Annotated in this window: 17 protein-coding genes; 4 read left to right on the plus strand and 13 right to left on the minus strand. The window is 53.1% G+C overall.

The window, feature by feature from the left end:
• Positions 1-180 precede the first annotated feature (180 nt).
• From LOS79_RS10825 to LOS79_RS10840, 4 genes are all read right to left on the minus strand, one after another.
• A complete protein-coding gene (locus tag LOS79_RS10825; protein ID WP_315419249.1) occupies positions 181-981 on the minus strand; it encodes an SDR family oxidoreductase in 801 nt (266 codons plus the stop codon).
• 253 nt (positions 982-1,234) lie between these two features.
• Positions 1,235-2,029 (minus strand): ABC transporter ATP-binding protein, encoded by a 795-nt coding sequence (locus LOS79_RS10830; protein ID WP_315419252.1) that lies wholly within the window; start codon positions 2,027-2,029, stop codon positions 1,235-1,237.
• Complete coding sequence (locus LOS79_RS10835; protein ID WP_315419255.1) at positions 2,016-2,942, minus strand: ABC transporter permease; 927 nt, start codon at positions 2,940-2,942, stop codon at positions 2,016-2,018. Before LOS79_RS10835 ends, LOS79_RS10830 begins: the two co-directional genes overlap by 14 nt.
• A gap of 67 nt (positions 2,943-3,009) precedes the next feature.
• Entirely contained in the window at positions 3,010-4,080 is a 1,071-nt protein-coding gene (locus LOS79_RS10840) for an ABC transporter substrate-binding protein (RefSeq protein WP_315419258.1), read from the minus strand.
• Between the two features lie 330 nt (positions 4,081-4,410).
• Here LOS79_RS10840 and LOS79_RS10845 point away from each other — a divergent pair, with 330 nt between their 5' ends.
• Positions 4,411-5,343, plus strand: coding sequence for a C40 family peptidase (locus LOS79_RS10845; RefSeq protein WP_315419261.1), 933 nt, complete (start codon positions 4,411-4,413; stop codon positions 5,341-5,343).
• Between the two features lie 116 nt (positions 5,344-5,459).
• Here the strand turns inward: LOS79_RS10845 and LOS79_RS10850 are convergent, their stop codons facing one another.
• Together LOS79_RS10850 and LOS79_RS10855 are read right to left on the minus strand one after the other, a co-directional pair.
• Positions 5,460-8,150 (minus strand): calcium-translocating P-type ATPase, SERCA-type, encoded by a 2,691-nt coding sequence (locus LOS79_RS10850; RefSeq protein ID WP_315422140.1) that lies wholly within the window; start codon positions 8,148-8,150, stop codon positions 5,460-5,462.
• Between the two features lie 149 nt (positions 8,151-8,299).
• Positions 8,300-8,677 (minus strand): DUF2500 domain-containing protein, encoded by a 378-nt coding sequence (locus LOS79_RS10855; protein ID WP_315422142.1) that lies wholly within the window; start codon positions 8,675-8,677, stop codon positions 8,300-8,302.
• Between the two features lie 212 nt (positions 8,678-8,889).
• Between LOS79_RS10855 and LOS79_RS10860 the strand changes: the two genes are divergently transcribed.
• Both LOS79_RS10860 and LOS79_RS10865 read left to right on the plus strand, forming a co-directional pair.
• Positions 8,890-9,249: a hypothetical protein gene (locus LOS79_RS10860; RefSeq protein ID WP_315419264.1), complete on the plus strand. Its 360-nt coding sequence runs from the start codon at positions 8,890-8,892 to the stop codon at positions 9,247-9,249.
• Between the two features lie 62 nt (positions 9,250-9,311).
• Positions 9,312-10,184, plus strand: a complete 873-nt coding sequence (locus LOS79_RS10865) for a YitT family protein (protein WP_315419267.1) — start codon at positions 9,312-9,314, stop codon at positions 10,182-10,184.
• Positions 10,185-10,298: 114 nt separating this feature from the next.
• On the opposite strand, the gene LOS79_RS10870 is transcribed toward LOS79_RS10865, so the two are convergent.
• The 4 genes from LOS79_RS10870 to LOS79_RS10885 all read right to left on the minus strand — a co-directional run bounded on the left by LOS79_RS10870 (position 10,299) and on the right by LOS79_RS10885 (position 15,406).
• Positions 10,299-10,586: a stage VI sporulation protein F gene (locus tag LOS79_RS10870; protein ID WP_315419269.1), complete on the minus strand. Its 288-nt coding sequence runs from the start codon at positions 10,584-10,586 to the stop codon at positions 10,299-10,301.
• A 65-nt stretch (positions 10,587-10,651) separates the two neighbouring features.
• Entirely contained in the window at positions 10,652-12,709 is a 2,058-nt protein-coding gene (recG, locus tag LOS79_RS10875) for an ATP-dependent DNA helicase RecG (protein ID WP_315419272.1), read from the minus strand.
• A gap of 9 nt (positions 12,710-12,718) precedes the next feature.
• The gene (locus LOS79_RS10880) at positions 12,719-13,579 is read right to left on the minus strand and encodes a DegV family protein (RefSeq protein WP_315419275.1); all 861 of its coding nucleotides are present in this window, start codon (positions 13,577-13,579) and stop codon (positions 12,719-12,721) included.
• 51 nt (positions 13,580-13,630) lie between these two features.
• Complete coding sequence (locus LOS79_RS10885; RefSeq protein ID WP_315419278.1) at positions 13,631-15,406, minus strand: DAK2 domain-containing protein; 1,776 nt, start codon at positions 15,404-15,406, stop codon at positions 13,631-13,633.
• Between the two features lie 191 nt (positions 15,407-15,597).
• On the opposite strand from LOS79_RS10885, the gene rpmB reads away from it, so the two are divergent.
• Positions 15,598-15,786, plus strand: a complete 189-nt coding sequence (gene rpmB / locus LOS79_RS10890) for a 50S ribosomal protein L28 (protein WP_042175942.1) — start codon at positions 15,598-15,600, stop codon at positions 15,784-15,786.
• A 118-nt stretch (positions 15,787-15,904) separates the two neighbouring features.
• Here rpmB and spoVM read toward each other — a convergent pair whose 3' ends face one another.
• The 3 genes from spoVM to rsgA all read right to left on the minus strand — a co-directional run bounded on the left by spoVM (position 15,905) and on the right by rsgA (position 17,738).
• Complete coding sequence (gene spoVM / locus LOS79_RS10895) at positions 15,905-15,985, minus strand: stage V sporulation protein SpoVM (protein WP_020431362.1); 81 nt, start codon at positions 15,983-15,985, stop codon at positions 15,905-15,907.
• Positions 15,986-16,159: 174 nt separating this feature from the next.
• On the minus strand, positions 16,160-16,828 hold the full coding sequence (gene rpe / locus LOS79_RS10900) for a ribulose-phosphate 3-epimerase (RefSeq protein WP_315419282.1): 669 nt from the start codon (positions 16,826-16,828) through the stop codon (positions 16,160-16,162).
• Between the two features lie 4 nt (positions 16,829-16,832).
• Complete coding sequence (rsgA, locus tag LOS79_RS10905; protein ID WP_315419285.1) at positions 16,833-17,738, minus strand: ribosome small subunit-dependent GTPase A; 906 nt, start codon at positions 17,736-17,738, stop codon at positions 16,833-16,835.
• Between the last annotated feature and the right edge of the window lie 74 nt (positions 17,739-17,812).

Here is a 17,812-nt window from a genome sequence, read left to right on the forward strand (position 1 = left end):
ATCAGTATACCTGAAATGAGCGGCAGTTTTTAATTATTTTTGATATGGCAAAAAGCGGACCAACGCCCTTTCACCGGCACTCAGGCAGTACCTGGAAAGCTCCGGCAAAGGAACATCGTCCGCTTCAATAAATGCCTGCACCTCATTTACTATATGAGCGTCTAATGGCGGATAGAAGAATCAGCCGTGCAGCAATGACTCTGCCCCGTCGCAATATATTTCTGTACCCGTAATATGATCCGAATCACCGGAGGCCAGGAAGAGCGCCAGCTTCGCAACCTGGGCAGGGCGTCCCGGCCCCTTTTCCAGCGGCTGTCCGCCATCCGGGAATTCTACCGGAATCTGTACCTCCTTGAGATCTTCCGAAGGATAAGTATTATCATCGATATGGGTCGTGATGGCTCCCGGACAGATGGCGTTGACACGGATTTTGTATTGGGCCAGCTCCAGTGCCGCCATTTTCATAAAAGCGACCTGGCCGGCCTTCGTGGTACTGTATGCGGAGAAGCCGATGTTCGAGAACACCCGGTTGCCGTTAATTGAGCTGTTGATCAGAATACTGCCCCCGCGCTCCTTCAGATGGGGAATAGCATACTTGACTGTAGCGAACGTCCCCCGCAGATTGATCTGGATCGTCTGGTCCCAGGACTCGATATCCATCGTTTCGATCGGGGTCATCGCCCCGTTAATTCCGGCATTGGCGAACACAATATCCAGCTGTCCCCACTTGGCAACAACCTGCTTCATGGCATCCTCCACCTGCTGCGGCTCGGCGATATCACATTCGAATACGGCAGCCTGTCCGCCTTCCTTCTCTACCTCCCGGACCACTTTCTCGGCGTTTTCTACAGTGCGGTCCAGCAGTGCAACCTTCGCCCCGTTTCTCGCGAACTCCAGGACGGACGCCCTTCCGATTCCTGAGCCGCCTCCTGTAACTACTGCTACCAGGCCATCGAGTTTAGTATGGGTTGTATGGGTCATCTTTGCAGTCTCCTCCCCGTATTCCTTGCTCCTTAGCATAAGTTACTGTCCTTAACCCTTACCTCTCCTGGGGCAAAATGAATCGTTCAGGCCCTGCTGTAAGATGCAGGTTGAACCGGAGATATGTCTTATTCTGTGCACGGGGAGGATTATTACTCTTGCCGGTGCAGTTTTCACGCTCCATATTCAAAAAGGCTTAGGCTCTGTCTGTGTAAGAGACATCGCCCAAGCCTTGATTAAGCATTAATTATAATTAACCCAGCATCATCCGGTCATCCGCCAGCTTATGTCCGCTGATGGACTCAAATTCGCCAAGCAGCCGTTCAACCGTCAAATCCTTCTTGCGCGCTTCGTCGAAATCAAGAATGACCGATCCCTTGTCCATCATGATCAGCCGGTTGCCGAGCCGGATCGCCTGATCCATGTTATGGGTGACCATCAGGGTGGTCAGCTTCATCTCACGGACAATCGATTCGGTCAGCTGCGTAATCAGTTCGGCACGCGAAGGGTCAAGTGCGGCGGTATGCTCATCCAGCAGCAGAATCTGCGGCTGGGTGAAGGTTGCCATCAGCAGGCTCAATGCCTGCCGCTCGCCCCCGGAGAGCAGGCCGACCTTCGCACGCAGCCGGTTCTCCAGGCCAATGCCCAGCTTGCTGAGCTGTTCACGGAACAGCCCGCGTCTGGCCGCATTGACACCGAAGGACAACCCGCGGCTCTGACCCCGCTTGTAAGCCATGGCCAGATTCTCCTCAATTGTCATATGCGGCGCCGTACCGGCCATCGGATCCTGGAAGACCCGGCCGATCCAGCGGGCCCGCTGATATTCTGCCAGGCTGCTCAGCGAGCTGCCTTCGATCCGCACTTCACCCAGATCCGGCTTCATTACCCCGGAAATAATGTTCATCAGGGTGGATTTACCCGCCCCGTTGCTGCCGATAATCGTAACGAAATCACCGGCACGCAGCTCCAGATCAATGCCGAGCAGCGCAATCTTCTCATCAGGAGAGCCGGGGTTGAACAGCTTGGAGACATTATCAAGCTTTAGCATCAGCTGCGCCTCCTCTCTTGCTGCTGCGCGTCAGCTCAGCAAGCTCCTCAGTCCGTCTGCGGGCCATGCTCTTCTGCTTCATGAACCGCTGAACAGACGGGAAGACCAGGGCAATAATAACGATAATCGCTGTAATCAGCTTCAGATCTGAAGGATTAAGCCATGGCACACGCAGTGCGAGTGCAACTACAACCCGGTAGACAATGGAGCCGAGTACTACGGCCAGCGTCGCCCGGAATACGTTGCCTGCCCCGAATATAGCTTCCCCGATAATAACCGAAGCAAGTCCGATTACGATCATCCCGATGCCCATTGAAGAATCGGCAAAAGTGGAATACTGCGCAATCAGCGCGCCGGAGAGCGCTACCATACCGTTAGCCAGACTAATACCGAGAATTGTCGTTGAATCCGTATTAACCCCGAAGCTGCGGATCATGCGGGAGTTATCACCGGTAGCCCGCAATGCAAGACCGAGATCTGTACGCAGGAACAGGTCCATCAGTATTTTAACCAGCAGTACTACAAAAGGCATAACCAGCAGCGGGTTCACCGTGGTGAACAAGGATACCTCACCCATCAGCGACACGTTCGGCCGGACCAGGATCCGTAAATTGATCGAGTACAAGGCGATCATCATCAGAATTCCTGACAGCAGACCGTTGATTTTGCCTTTGGTATGAAGCAGGCCGGTACACATTCCTGCAAGCATTCCGCCGGCCAGCGCACAGATTGTAGCCAGCCACGGAGAATATCCGTGAGTAATCATCACTGCGGCAATTGCTCCGCCGGTCGTGAAGCTTCCATCCACAGTCAAATCAGGAAAATCGAGAATCCGGAATGTAATATACACACCCAGAGCCATGAACGCGTACAGCAGACCCATTTCCAGGGCGCCCATTAATGAATTATACATAGATGACTTCCTCCCTCAAGCGGCAAAGGGCGCCCGCATGGGAACGCCCCGTAATAATGTCTGTATTTTATTGAATAATATTATTGTCAGGATCTGCAACTTCAGCCTTCATGGCATCCGTCACTTCAATTCCTTGGGCTGCTGCTGCTTTGAGGTTAAGAATAAGGTCCAGCTTCTCCTGCATCGTCACCTTCATATCACCAGGGCTGGTGCCGTTCTTAAGCACCTCTGCCGCCATTTCCCCAACCTGATAGCCGTGGTCATAATATTTGAAGCCTACTGTAGCAAAAGCGCCTTTCTCTACCGTATCGCGGTCTGCCGAGAAGAATGGCAGCTTGTTGTCGTTGGCAGTCTGAATGATAGTATCCACACCGCTTACTACAGAGTTATCAAGCGTAATATAAATAGCATCTACGCGTCCTACCAGTGATTCCGAAGCCTGCTTCACTTCCGAAGTATTCGTGATCGGCGCCTTCACCAGCTCAATGCCATGCTTGTCCAGCTCTTCCTTGGCGATATCAGCCATCACTACGGCATTCGGCTCACCTTCATTAATAACGAGCCCCAGCTTCTTCACGTTCGGGAACTGGGTGGAGATGAAGCTCATCAGCCGTGTAATTGCTTCCGGATTCGTATCAGAAGCACCGGAGACATTGCCGCCGGGATGATCCAAATCACTTACAATCTTGGCGCTAAGCGGATCAGTAACAGCCGCGAACAAGATCGGCGTATCCTTCACTTTCTGTACAATGGATTGTGCAGACGGTGTAGCGATGGCCAGCACCAGATCATTCTTGTCACCGGCGATCTTCTGGGCAATCGACAGGTTGTTAGCCTGGTCTGCCTGTGCATTCTCAAGATCAACGGTCAGGTTCTCTCCTTCGACAATACCCGCATCCTTCAAGGCAGCCATGAAGCCTTCACGGGTGGCATCCAGGGAAGGATGCTCAACATATTGCGAGATGGCAATCTTGTAAGACTTCGCATCAGCAGAGCCGCTGCCCGCCGGAGCATTCGTAGCCGTACCTGCCGGAGCATTTCCTGCATTGTTCCCTGCTGCATTGTTGTTGCTTCCACAACCGGCGGCCACCAGCATTAAGGACAAGCTGAGGCCCAGCAAAATGTTCTTTTTCTTCATCGGATAACCCCTCTTCTTTTACGGTTTCAGCGCGCGAACCTGGGTTAGCGGTTCAGCATTATCGCTTTCATCTTTAAAAGCATTAAAGCAAACATTCGCGCCCAAGTGACATCTGCTGCCGCAATCTATTAAACATATATTATATGTAGGTTGATTTTCCGTCAATCATTTATGTCCGCTCCATTTTTTACAATAAACGCACAAAAGCCAAACACCCGGACCACAATTTGTCAGTTAGTCTTGACATTGATTGCTAGGCCCGGATTCCACATAAAAAAAACTGCCCTGCACAAACTTTACTTAAAGTTTGGAAATGGAGCGTGAGAAACGATGCCAAAGATGAAAATATTCAAAACAGCCGTCACTGCAACAGTACTGATAACCGCAATTCTTGGTTCTGCCGGCTGCAGCTATTCCAGCAAGGACACCAGTACCCCGAAGGTCAACTCCGTGACCCCCGCCGGAACCTTTGCCGGAAGCTATTATGAGAAGAACTCCATCACCGACAAGGAAGGAAAGTACTGGATTCCGCTTAAGCCGGCAGCAGCTTCAATCGGCTACAGAATGAAGGACGACACCTCAAGCGGAGGTTATACGAAGCTCGGCTACACCGACGTAATGTACATGCTGCGGCCGGATTCCAGCCAGGTATTCTCACTGGGCCAGACAATCACCCTGCCGGATGTGCCCATCCGCCGTGAGGGCCAGATCTACATTACCCCTACCGCATTGTCCAAGCTGCTGCAGACAGAGGTCGGCTGGAATCCGAGCACGGGTGAGATCAACATCGCCGCTCCTTCAGACAGGGAAACTGCCGCCGGTACAGGGGGCAGTGAAGCTCCGCGGCCGCTGCGGATTCAAAGTGTATCTAACGTGGATACCGGAGAGCTGATTTCCTATGCCAAGAAATTTCTGGGCGTGCCCTATGAATTTGGTGCCGGACCCTATGAGGAGACCAAACGCTTTGACTGCTCTTCCTTTACCCGCCATGTGTTCAAGAAATTCGGCGTCGACCTGCCCCGGCTGGCCAAAGACCAGGACAACCGCGGTACACGGGTATCGCGGAGCGAACTGGAGCCGGGTGATCTGATCTTCTTCACTGTGCCGGGCCGGTTCGAGAGCGACGCTGTTCCGGGTCATGTAGGCATTTATATCGGCGGCGGAAAATTTATTCATACCTGGGGGGATCCCGGAGTGCAGATCAGTGAGCTGGACAGCGGCTACTGGAGCAATGTAATCATTCACATGCAGCGGGTGCTCTAATCCTGCCGGCGTACCGGCACATGACATATAACCCAGAGAAGGCAAGGAAGACGGCGGCTTCTATGAAGCACAGGCTTCCCTGCCTTTTTGTCGGTTTTCAAGGTTGGTCCATCGGATTACTCCCAGTTCCTGCTGCGCCCGCTTATACGGACAACAAGCTTCACCAGTTCTACCAGAATCACGATTGCCAGAGCAGCTCCGCAGACTATTCCCCATTGCAATCCGCTCAGATGCTGCACACCGAACCACCCGTTTAGCCCCGGAATAATTATAACCAGCACCAGCAGCAGTCCCGAGATCACCGACGCCCCCAGCATGAAGCGGTTGCTGAACAAGCCAATCTGAAACAGCGATTTCGTATTCGACCTTACATTGAATGCGTGGGTAATCTGCAGCAGCCCGAGCGTGGCGAACGCCATTGTGACGGCAACGCCCTCATCATAATGGGTATGGGCCCAGTAAAAGACCAGCAGTGTCAGTGCCGCCTCCAGCAATCCTTGATAGATGATGGAAATCCCCACACCACCGGCAAAAATACTGCTGCCCGACTGACGCGGCTTCTTCGACATCACATCACGGTCCGCTTTCTCCAGCCCCAGCGCAAGCGCAGGCAGCGTATCCGTAACCAGATTGATCCAGAGAATATGAATCGGCTCCAGAATCCGCCAGCCGACCAGCGTGGCAATGAAGAGCGTAAGGACCTCCCCGAGATTGGCCGACAGCAGAAATTGGATCGCTTTGCGGATATTGCTGTATACCTTCCGGCCTTCCTCGACAGCGACCACGATTGTAGTGAAATTATCGTCCGCGAGCACCATATCGGATACCCCTTTGGCGACATCTGTACCTGTAATGCCCATCCCGACGCCAATATCCGCCGATTTCAGGGCAGGCGCATCATTGACCCCGTCACCCGTCATGGCGACAATTTTCCCCTTTTGCCTCCAGGCTTTAACGATCCGCACCTTATGCTCTGGCGAAACCCGGGCATACACGGAATAATCAGCCACTCTCGCGGCAAAATCCTCCTCACTGATTCCATCCAGCTCACTCCCGGTCAACACCGCCTTGTCATCCTCGATGATGCCAAGCCGTGTGGCAATCGCGGCAGCCGTGTCCCGGTGATCGCCTGTAATCATTACCGGTCGGATCCCCGCCCGCCTGCATACCGCAACCGCATCCCGGACCTCTTCGCGCGGCGGATCTATCATGCCGCTCAGGCCAATGAAGACCAGCTTCTGCTCTGTCGCATCCGGCGAAGGCTCCGCAGGCTGCTGCTCATGATCGCGGTAGGCAAAAGCCAGCACCCGCAGCGCTTCATCAGCCATTCCTTTATTGCTAGCCGTGATGCTGCGGATATGCTCCTCTGTCAAAGGAATGATCTCACCATGTATACTGATGTGGCTGCATCTCGAGACCAGCACATCCGGTGCACCTTTGGTCAATACACGGAATATACCGTTTTCCAGCCGATGGATGGTCGTCATCAGCTTGCGGTCCGAATCAAACGGCAGCTCATCCACGCGCGGATACCGCTTTTCCAGCTCCCGCTTATCCATTCCGATGCTGAGCGCATAATCGACAAGCGCGGTTTCAGTAGGATCGCCAATAATAGCTTTACCGCTGCGCGTCGCCCCGCCTGACCCCGGCCCCGCCTCAGTCGCGGCTCCTTTAGCACCGTCAGTCCCTTTCCCTTCGTCAATACTGGAATCATTACACAGCGTCATCGCCTGCAGCAGCAGCCCGCCGTCCGGTGTCTCATTAAGCTTGCTGTCCGCTTCCACAATCTCTCCGTCCACATACAGCTTCTCGACAGTCATCTTGTTCAGCGTCAGAGTTCCCGTCTTATCGGAGCAGATAATTTCAGTACTGCCCAGCGTTTCTACCGCCGGAAGCTTGCGGATGATCGCCTTCCGCTTTGCCATCCGCTGCACGCCAAGGGCCAGAATAATGGTGACAATCGCAGGCAGACCCTCTGGAATAGCTGCTACGGCGAGCGAGATTGAGGTTAGAAGCATATCCAGCAGCTCTCTGCCCTCCAGCCAGCCGATGACGAAGATGACCACGCATACGCCAAGGATGATAAATGTAAAATATTTTCCCAGCTCATCCAGCTTTTTTTGCAGCGGGGTAACTTCATTCTCAGCCTCCGAGATGAATCCGGCAATCCGGCCCACTTCTGTATTCATCCCCGTAGCCGTGACCACACCAACACCCCGTCCGTAGGTTACACTGCTGCTCATGTAAGCCATGTTCGTCCGGTCACCGATGACCAGATCACTGCCCTCCAGCGCCTGGGAACGCTTCTCTGAAGGCAGAGACTCCCCGGTTAATGCAGCTTCCTCAGTCTTCAGGGACGCAGCCTCCAGCAGACGGAGATCGGCAGGCACCACATTGCCGGCTTCCAGGAGCACAATGTCACCAGGCACCAGCTCCTCGCTTTTGATCTCAGTCACCTGAGCGCCCCGCCGGACTCTGGCTTGCGGAGACGACATGCTTTTGAGCGCTTCCAGTGCCTGCTCCGCTTTATTCTCCTGAATGACTCCAAGCACTGCATTCAGGACCACTACGAGCAGAATTATTACAGTATCTGTCCACTCCCCGAGTATTCCCGACAGCACAGCTGCCACAAGCAGAATAAAAATCATTACGTTCTTGAACTGCTCAATAAATTTGGCCAGCAATGATTTGGGCTTCACTTCCTGCAGCATGTTCTTGCCGTACCGCTCCAGCAAGCGCGCCGCTTCTTCCGCCGACAGCCCCTCCTCCCGGCTCTCCAGCCGTCTCAGTACCTCTGCCGGCTCCAGCGTGTGATACGGTTTATTGTCCTGGCTCTTTCCTTTGGCAGCATCCGATTTCAAGCCATCAGCTCCTTCAATGATCTATTTAGAGCAGTTAACCCTTCTATGGAGTTTTACCCAAAAATAGCCGGAGAATGCTGAAATATTATGTATATTTATATAGTCCCCGCCCGTACAAATCCCTTGAACCGGGTTCCCTGATAGGACAGCTGTCCCCTGTCACCTTCAACAATCTGTGCAAAAGCCTTAGCCTTCACCTCCAGCTCCATCCGGGTGCCGTCGTGAAATTCAAATGTGACGTAATAGCTGGTATTGGCCTGTGCATGCCCTCTTCCGCCCCAGACCTCTATCCGCTTGGTCACTGCAGTCACCAGTCTGGACTGGAGAGGACTGGCATTATTAGTCATCCAGGTCTTCATTGCCTTTACAATCGTATATGCAATGTAACCGGTTATCAGCAGCAGCACCAGCTTTAACAGAATAGGCCCTTCAAAAAAGAAGCCGCGCGAACTGCTCAATATAGCAGAATTCATCAAAACGTCAAAATTGCCCTCTGGATGCAAATTATCCGCTCCTTTGCCAAAAATAAATATAAAAAGCTCATTTTACTTAGAAATACGCTGATTTTCAACGCCGGTTTCGTTTTTTGGCCTTTATTCCTCACCAAAAACAGCGGCAGAAATTTGGTCCTGCTAAGAATCATATGTTATGCTTTAACTACAATATACAGGAAGGAGGTGTTCTTATGATGAGTTATCTGGAAAGATTGTCTCTCCCCAGACTGCTGAAGGCCGCTTTTATTCCAGTGCTTCTTCTGACCTTCCTGGCTGTTTCCTCCCAGTTGCTTCACGAACAGGAGCCGGAGGCGCAGCAGGCCAGTCTGGAACGGTATGAACATAAAATGGCACAGCCGGCCCGTACCCACAGCAGCCAGATTCACTACATTCCTTCTGTGCGGCAGGCTCATCCCGAGAACATTCTGGCACTTTGGCCGGAAGCGTCCGCGCCTCTGCTCTGTATTTCAGTTTTTTCCGTTATTTATATCATCCTGAAGCGGCTGCTGCTGTATCCGCTTAAATATAATTCGCATTTCATTCGGATGTAAGGTCTGATGTCACATACCTGATCAGGCCCCCCAAGACCTATACACTGGAGGCTGGAAATCCAATGAAAATCAGATATAGGGGCATTGCCCCGCTGCGCTATTCCAAACTGCTGCGGCTGCTCTTCGTCATCGGAGGAGGACTGCTCGCTGCAGTAGGGCTTGAATTGTTCCTGATGCCGCATAAGCTGCTTCCCGGTGGAATTGCCGGATTGTCCGCCCTGCTGTCACATATCACGGAAATGCGCCTTGGCTTATTCCTGTTTCTGTTCAATCTTCCGTTCATTCTGATGTCGCGCAGTCAGATTAATCTGCGGTTCGCACTGTATACCATGCTCGGATTGGTTGGCCTGACCGCTGGCTCACTGGCTCTGCATCACTTCCCTGCGGCCATCAGCGAGCCGTTACCCGCTGCTATCGCCGGAGGGCTGTGTCTGGGATTCGGACTGGGTATTTCAGTCCGCTTCGGCGGGATTACGAGCGGCAGCGAGAAGCAGGGTGTCGCCCTGCTGAACGGCGGTCCGCCCAAATCGGCTGAAATGTCAATTATGCTGTTCAACTGTGTCATTCTGCTCTTTGGCGGATCTTTATTCGGCTGGGATCAGGCGATGTACAGCATTATTGCCTACCTCCTGGCCTTTGAAGCACTGCGCTTCTCCTTAAGGGATCTGTCCCTCTCACAGGCAGTCTGGATCACAAGCAGCAACGTTGAAGAGATCCGCCGCAAGCTTCAGCAGTCCCTCGACCGTGAGGTTAAGCTTGTGAAATCCTCCGGCCCCGAGGGCCAGCCGGGTACGGTCTTCTGCCTGGCGAGCAGACTGGAGGAAGAGGAGCTCGCTTCCATTGTGCACGGCTGTGACCAGGACAGCAAGATTGTAATCAATACAGCCCGGAACAACCGGATTTCAGCGCTTTTCCGCCATAAGCCGCCGGGATGATTATCCGTTACCGGCCCGTGAACAGTATTCTGCTTCATATCAAAAAGCGTTCCCGCCTATTTCCGGCGGGAACGCTTTTTGATTATGATCCGCTCCTGGAGCAGCCCCGCTATTTCAGCGGAACATTCCCCACAGCCGGATCAAATGAAAGGTATTGCTCGGATCAATTTTCTGGGCGATCACGAATTTCACGATTTGCTCTTCCTGCGCCGAAGTCAGCTTCTCATTCAGCACTGCTGAAGCATTGCGCACCAGCCTCCGTACAACAGCTGTATCCTGCAGCTCCTGCCGCGATATTCCGTTGATCATATTCTTGATGCGTTCCTTAACCGCCGGATTCTTCATCTTCAGCTTAATACGCTCCACCAACTGGGGACTGATTCCGAATTGCTGATAACCCAAGCCCAGCACCTCCCGTCATATCAATCATTCACAGTATATGAGGGCCGGGGGCCGCATGTGCCTAATCAGTCAATTAAATCCCCCTGGAAAATTTGCTCCTGCTGCAGATAGCCGCGCAGCGGGGCATAATCAGCGGAGGTCCAGAAATCGGCAGCCCGCAGCAGCTCTGCGGCATCATCCCTTGCCTGCTCCAGAATCTCGAAATCAGCCGTCATATCAGCCAGGCGGAATTCCGGCAGCCCGCTCTGCTTCGTCCCGAAGAAGTCTCCCGGGCCCCGCAGCTCCAGATCCCGGCGCGACACCTCGAAGCCGTCATCCGTATCGGTCATCGCCGTCATCCGCTCCCGTCCAATCTCTGATTTGGGATCAGCCATGAGCACGCAATAGGAGGCATGCTGGCCCCGGCCGACCCGGCCGCGTAATTGATGCAGCTGCGACAGGCCGAAACGGTCGGCATCCATAATAATCATCAGCGTGGCGTTCGGAACATCGACACCTACCTCTACTACGGTCGTAGAGACCAGCAGCTGCAGCTCATTGCTGTAGAAGGCACGCATCACCTCATCCTTCTCGCCCGGCGTCATCCGGCCATGAAGCAGTCCTACCTTATATGCCGGGAAAGCCTGGGACATCTGCACATGCAGATCAATCGCATTCTGCACATCCAGCTTCTCCGATTCCTCAATCAGCGGACAGATCAGATAAGCCTGCCGTCCCTGCTCAATCTCCCTGCTGACCAGATTCAGCACCCGCTCCAGCATATCGGGCTTTACCCAATAGGTCGTAATGGGCACACGTCCTTTAGGCCGTTCTGACAGTGTAGATACATCCATATCCCCGAATACGGTAATGGCCAGCGTCCGCGGAATCGGCGTTGCCGTCATGGTCAGCACATCCGGGTTATACCCCTTGCGCCGCAGGACACTGCGCTGGTTCACCCCGAAACGGTGCTGCTCATCGGTTACCACAAGCCCCAGGCTGCGGAAGAAGACATCCTCCTGAATCAGGGCATGGGTGCCGACTACAACATCCAGCATGCCCAGCTGGAGCGACGCCAGCAGGTCCTTGCGTTTGCGCCCGGTCACGCTGCCGGTCAGCAGACCGACTGTAATCCCGAACGGCTCGAACATCCTCGTCAGCGAGCGCATATGCTGCTCCGCCAGGATTTCGGTCGGCACCATCAGGGCGCCCTGGAATCCGGAGCGCACTGTAGCATATAGCGCGATAGCCGCAAGCACTGTTTTGCCGGAGCCGACATCCCCCTGAAGCAGCCGGTTCATACAGAACCCGGAACGCATATCATGCAGAATCTCCAGCTCTACGTGCTTCTGGGCATCCGTCAGCTCAAACGGCAGGCTGCGGACGAACTGCCGTACGGTAGCATTGTCCACCGTATGAACCACACCGTCCATTCTGCCGCGGTTCAGCACCCGGAAGGCTTGTACCTTAAGCTGGAACAGAAAAAGCTCTTCATAGACCATTCTGCGCCTGCCCTGCTGGCCTTCACGGGTATCCTCCGGCTGGTGGATGGTCGCGATTGCCCGCTTGCGGGACATGAAGTCATACTTACGCATAATACTGTGGGGCAAAATCTCCGGAATCAGCTCCCCATACTGCTGCAGTGCCTGGGTAATAACTTTACGGATCCATGATTGCGTAATCTTGCCGCCTACGGAATATACCGGCTGCAGTGTTCCGGTCTTGCCTTCCCCCCGGTCCGGGAATTCATACCCTGTCACCGTAATCTGGCTCCGCTTCTGATCCCATTTCCCGGTCAGCACCACTTCACGGCCTACGGTCAGCTGCTCACGGACATAATGCTGGTTGAACCAGGTTGCCGTGAACATCCATGGCTCGGATACCATCTTGCAGCTCATGCGTGATTTGCCCCCGAAGCGCTGCAGCACCGGTATGCCGATTACTTTGGCAACCAGCGTTGCCTTATCGCCATGCTTAACCTCACTAAGCGGTTTGGGACGGAAGTCCTCATACCGGAACGGATAATACTCCAGCAAATCCTTCACTGTAGAGACGCCAAAGGCGTGAAGCTCGCTTTGCTTTTGAGCACTCACGCCAGTTACTTGCTTCACTTCAATTGCATCCAAAGATAACACCAGCTTCATCCCCTATACTTAGGCGGGCCAGATGAATACGGCTAAGGTACCGTTGCCGACATGGCTGCCTACAACAGGGCCGATGTTGGTCAGCACCTTCTCTTCCAAGGTGAAATGCCCGGCTAATTCCTTCAGGAATTCTTCCCCGGAAGCCGGTTCAGCCGTATGACCCACGGCCACATTGATTTTGTCCACACCCGGCAGATCGCTCTTGAACAGCTCGATCATGCGGGCAACTGCCTTCTTGCGGCCTCTGACCTTCTCGACTGCGTAGATAATGCCTTCCGCATCAATCGAGAGGATCGGCTTAATATTGAGCAGCGTGCCCAGGATGGCTGACGCTTTGCCGATCCTGCCGCCTTTTTGCAGATACTCCAAGGTATCCACAAGGAAGTACAGCTTGCGCGACCGGCGCAGACGTTCTACCTCCTCCAGGATTTGCCCAGGTGCTTTACCCTGCTCTGCAAGTCTGGCAGCTTCTACGACCATAAATCCGAATCCGTAGGAAGCGGACAGGGAATCAACCACGGTGATAGCTTCCCCTTCCTCTTCCAGCATGGATTTGGCCAGAACCGCAGACTGGTACGTACCGCTGAGTCCTGAGGAGATATGGAAGGACAGTATAGGACTGCCCTGGTAACGTTCCTGAATGCTGCGGTACACATTCATATATTCGACCGGTGACGGCTGTGAGGTGGTCGGCAGCTGCTGCGAGCGGGGAAGACGTTCATAGAACTGCTCCGGCGTCATATCCACATTATCCCGGAATGCCTCTTCGCCGAACATTAAAGTGAGCGGAACAACTTCAATGCCGTACTTGGCCGCCAGGGCAGGCGGGATATCGGATGTGCTGTCGGTAACGATTACGGTACGATTCATGGATTTCCTCCCCATACTGTATTTTTGCTGATCCACACTGCTTGCTTATATCTATGGCTCCACGGAGAAAAGATAGTAATACAGCGGCTGTCCGCCTGCATGTACTTCAACCTCAACCTGCGGATAGGTCTCTTCCAGCCAGCTTCCGAGGGCATCCGTAATATCAGCTTCGGTGTCAGCACCTGTCAGTACGGTAACGATCTCATCGCCGTTCACCAGCATGCTGCCAAGCAGCTGCTTGCTCACTTCCAGCAGTTCATCCGCCGCAGCAACGATTGTGGAATTGGAGATGCCGATATACTGTCCGGACTTGATCTCAAGGTTCTCAAGCACCGTATCACGTACAGCGTTGGTGACTTGTCCTGATTTCACCTGGGCGATCGCCTCCAGCATGTTGCTGGTGTTAACCTGGGCATCGTCTTCTTCCTGGAAAGCGAAGGCAGCAGAAATCCCCTGCGGAATGCTCTTGCTCGGGATTACAGTAATTTCACGCTCATTCTCCAGCAGGTCCTTGGCTTGCTGTGCAGCCAGCACGATATTGGAGTTATTCGGCAGAATGTAAATATGCTTTGCTGAGATTGAAGAAATCGCATTAACGAAATCCTCTGTGCTTGGATTCATCGTCTGTCCGCCGGCCAGAATGGCATCCACCCCAAGGCTGCGGAAAATATCAGAGATCCCGTCGCCCGAAGATACTGCAATAAAGCCGTAAGGGGCCAGATCATCCGCAGGCGGAACTGCAGGTGCCTGTACACTGGATTTCTCTTCCGGAATATCCGCGAAGACATCCGGCATTGGCGCGATATCCATCCCTGCAGTCAGCAGATCACGGTGCTGCTCGCGCATGTTAAGGATATGAATCTGCGTAATCTCACCGTGCACCAGTGCCAGATTCAGCACCTCGCCGGGAGTCTTCGAGTGCACATGGACCTTGATTGTCTCGTCATCCGAAATGACGATAATCGAGTCACCGTTAACTGACAACGCTTTCCGAAAAACATCCTCATCGAAATCAGATTTCACGGCTCCGCCCAGCTGGCGGTTGATGAAAAATTCCATATCATATAAAAATTCAATGTCTTCCGTATGAAGCTGGGATTGTGCGGAGGACTGCACAGATGAAGGCACTGGCTCATGCTTGGTCAGCACGGGTATTGCAGCCGCAGGCGCAGGAGCTTGTCCCTGCACAGAGGCAGGTTCAGCCGTAATTCCGCCAGTCAGATACTGATGGAAGCCTTCATAGATGTAGACGAGACCCTGGCCGCCGGAATCCACAACACCAACCTGCTTCAGCACAGGCAGAAGCTCCGGAGTATTCGCTAATGCTTCTTTGGCTTTGGACAATACTTCAGTCATCAGTTCGGTAACATCAGTAGTACGGCGCGCATAATACACTGCATGTCTGGCAGCTTCCTTAGCTACCGTAAGAATAGTACCCTCTACCGGTTTGACCACTGCCTTATAAGCGGTATCCACACCGGTCTGCAGGGCTGCAGCGAACTGCTGCGTGTTTAATTCCTCATATTGGGCTGCATAACGTCCAAGACCTCTGAACAGCTGCGACAAAATAACGCCGGAGTTCCCGCGTGCGCCCATCAGGAGTCCCTTGGAAAGTACTCCTGCACATTGACCGACAGAGGCAGTATTATTTTTCTTCAATTCGTTAGCGCCTGCGGTCATCGTCAAATTCATGTTCGTTCCCGTATCGCCATCCGGCACCGGAAATACATTTAAGGAATTGACATGCTCTGCATGCTGCTGCAGTTTTTCCGCACCGGCAAGTACCATTGCGGTAAAATCTGTTCCATTTATAGAACGCTTACTCAATGAGAATTCCCCTTCCTAACTTCATGCCTAATCAATTCTATGATTAACTGGACATAATGCACTAATTTATATTGTACTATAAGAGTCTAAAGAAATAAATGTTTTTGAAGCGGTTGACGTAGCAAATTTTGCTGTGATATTATATTTAAGTATTGTTTTATGCAGGTGTAAGTAACAAGGAGGTGTAATCTATGTCCCGCACATGTACAGTAACAGGCAAGAAACCGGGAAGCGGCAACCACGTGTCTCACGCGAACAACCGTAACCGTCGCTCTTGGGGAGTTAACGTTCAGAAGGTCCGTATCCTGGTGAACGGCAAACCGAAACGCGTGTACGTCAGCACCCGTGCTTTGAAAGCCGGCAAAGTTGAACGCGTCTAGTCTTGGTTTAATCCAGGGCACTTTATAGCGCATAGCATATAAAGGCTTGTATTTGTAGCAAAAAGCACCCTTTACATTCGTAAGGTGCTTTTTTTCATGTTTTCTATTCTTTTTCCGCTCAGCTCTTCTGAAAAGTATTCAAAATCGCTTTAACAAAACCTCCCAAAAATCTTGGCAGCTTGAACGTGTAAAATTTCATGATTTACCCTCCCATCGATTCATGCCGTGCAGCAGGAGCCTATCCTGTCATGATGTATATCCGGCGAACTGCAGACCTCCCTTATCAAACCAAAAAAGGCTACATGAGATTTCTGCTCATGTAACCATATTTATGCGGGCACAACTTGGCCTATACCTTATCCCTTAAGTGAGATTACCGGACCGCTGTCTCAGCAGCACTGCGGATCGCCAGAATCGCTGCAGCACGGTCTGCCCGTCCAAATACTGCGTTACCTGCCACCAGCACGTCTGCACCGGCTTCAGCTGCAAGCGGAGCTGTAGCCTCACCTATGCCTCCGTCCACTTCGATGTGCAGGCCCTTATGATTGATTTCCCCCGCCCATTCGCGGATCTGGCGGATTTTGCGCAGGGTAGCCGGAATGAAGGCTTGTCCGCCAAATCCGGGGTTCACTGTCATTACCAGCACCAGATCCACATCCTCCAGCACTTCACGCACCGCTGCTGCCGGAGTGCCCGGATTAATCGCTACCCCCGCCTTCAGGCCGAGCTCCTTAATCTGATGGACTACACGGTGCAGATGCACGCATGCCTCCGCATGAACAGTAATTACAGCAGCTCCGGCAGCGGCAAAATCAGCGATATACCGCTCCGGGTTCTCAATCATCAAATGAACATCAAGCGGCAGTGCAGTATGGGCTTTGACTGCCGATACAATGGCCGGTCCCAGTGTAATATTCGGCACGAAATGGCCGTCCATCACATCTACGTGAATCCAGTCTCCACCGCTGGCTTCGGCTTCGGCTACTTCTGCGCCAAGTGCTGCGAAATCTGCCGATAATATAGAAGGAGCAACAATAACCATGAGTTTAGTACCTCCGCTTTTTATCTTTCATTTCGTTGTAGAACGTCTTGTAATGCTCATAACGGCTGCCGGCAATTTCACCTGTCTGCACAGCCTCAATGACCTTGCAGCCCGGCTCGTGGAGGTGGCTGCAGCCGCGGAATTTGCAGCTGTCCGCATAGGAGGCGAATTCCCGGAAGCAATGGGATAATTCCTCCACCCCAAGCTCCAGGAAATCCAGCTGGCTGAATCCCGGTGTATCGGCTACAAAGCCGCCGTTCCCGATATCCATCAGCTCTACATGACGGGTTGTATGCCGCCCGCGGCCCAGGCGCAGGCTGATCTCGCCTGTCTCCAGCGCAAGGCCCGGCACCAGCCGGTTCAGAAGCGTTGACTTGCCTACACCGGACTGGCCAGAGAAGACGCTGATGATTCCGGCCAGTCGCTCGCGCAGGGCATCAGCACCGAGTCCATTCAGTGAGCTTGTGACCATCACTTCATAACCAATCTCCTCGTACATAGCTCTGACTGCCTCAGTAGCCTGGCCGTCGTCCTCCTCCAGATCCTGCTTCGTCAATACTATCAGCGTGTCCAGGCCGGAATGCTCAATATGAACCAGGAACTTATCCAGCAGGTTCAGGTTCATATCCGGTTCACGTACAGAGAACAGGAGTACCGCCAGCTTCACATTTGCTACCTGCGGACGGATCAGCTCGGATTCACGGGGAAGGATTTCATCAACCATTCCTTCGCCGTTCTCGGTCAGCATATAGATAATCCGGTCACCGACCAGGGGAGCCGTTCCCTTTTTCTTCAGGATTCCGCGCCCCCTGCACTGTACCGCCTCTTCTTCTGTCACAATCACTCCGTCATGAAGCGGCTTGACATAATAATAACCGCTGAGCGCTTTAATAATGATTCCTTCAGGCATACATGATGAGCCTTCCTCTCCTGATTTTGCGCAAATGACCCAAGTGTGGAATCACCGGGTCATTTCGCTGCTTC

Source organism: Paenibacillus sp. MMS20-IR301 (genome assembly GCF_032302195.1).
GTDB lineage: Bacteria > Bacillota > Bacilli > Paenibacillales > Paenibacillaceae > Paenibacillus_AQ.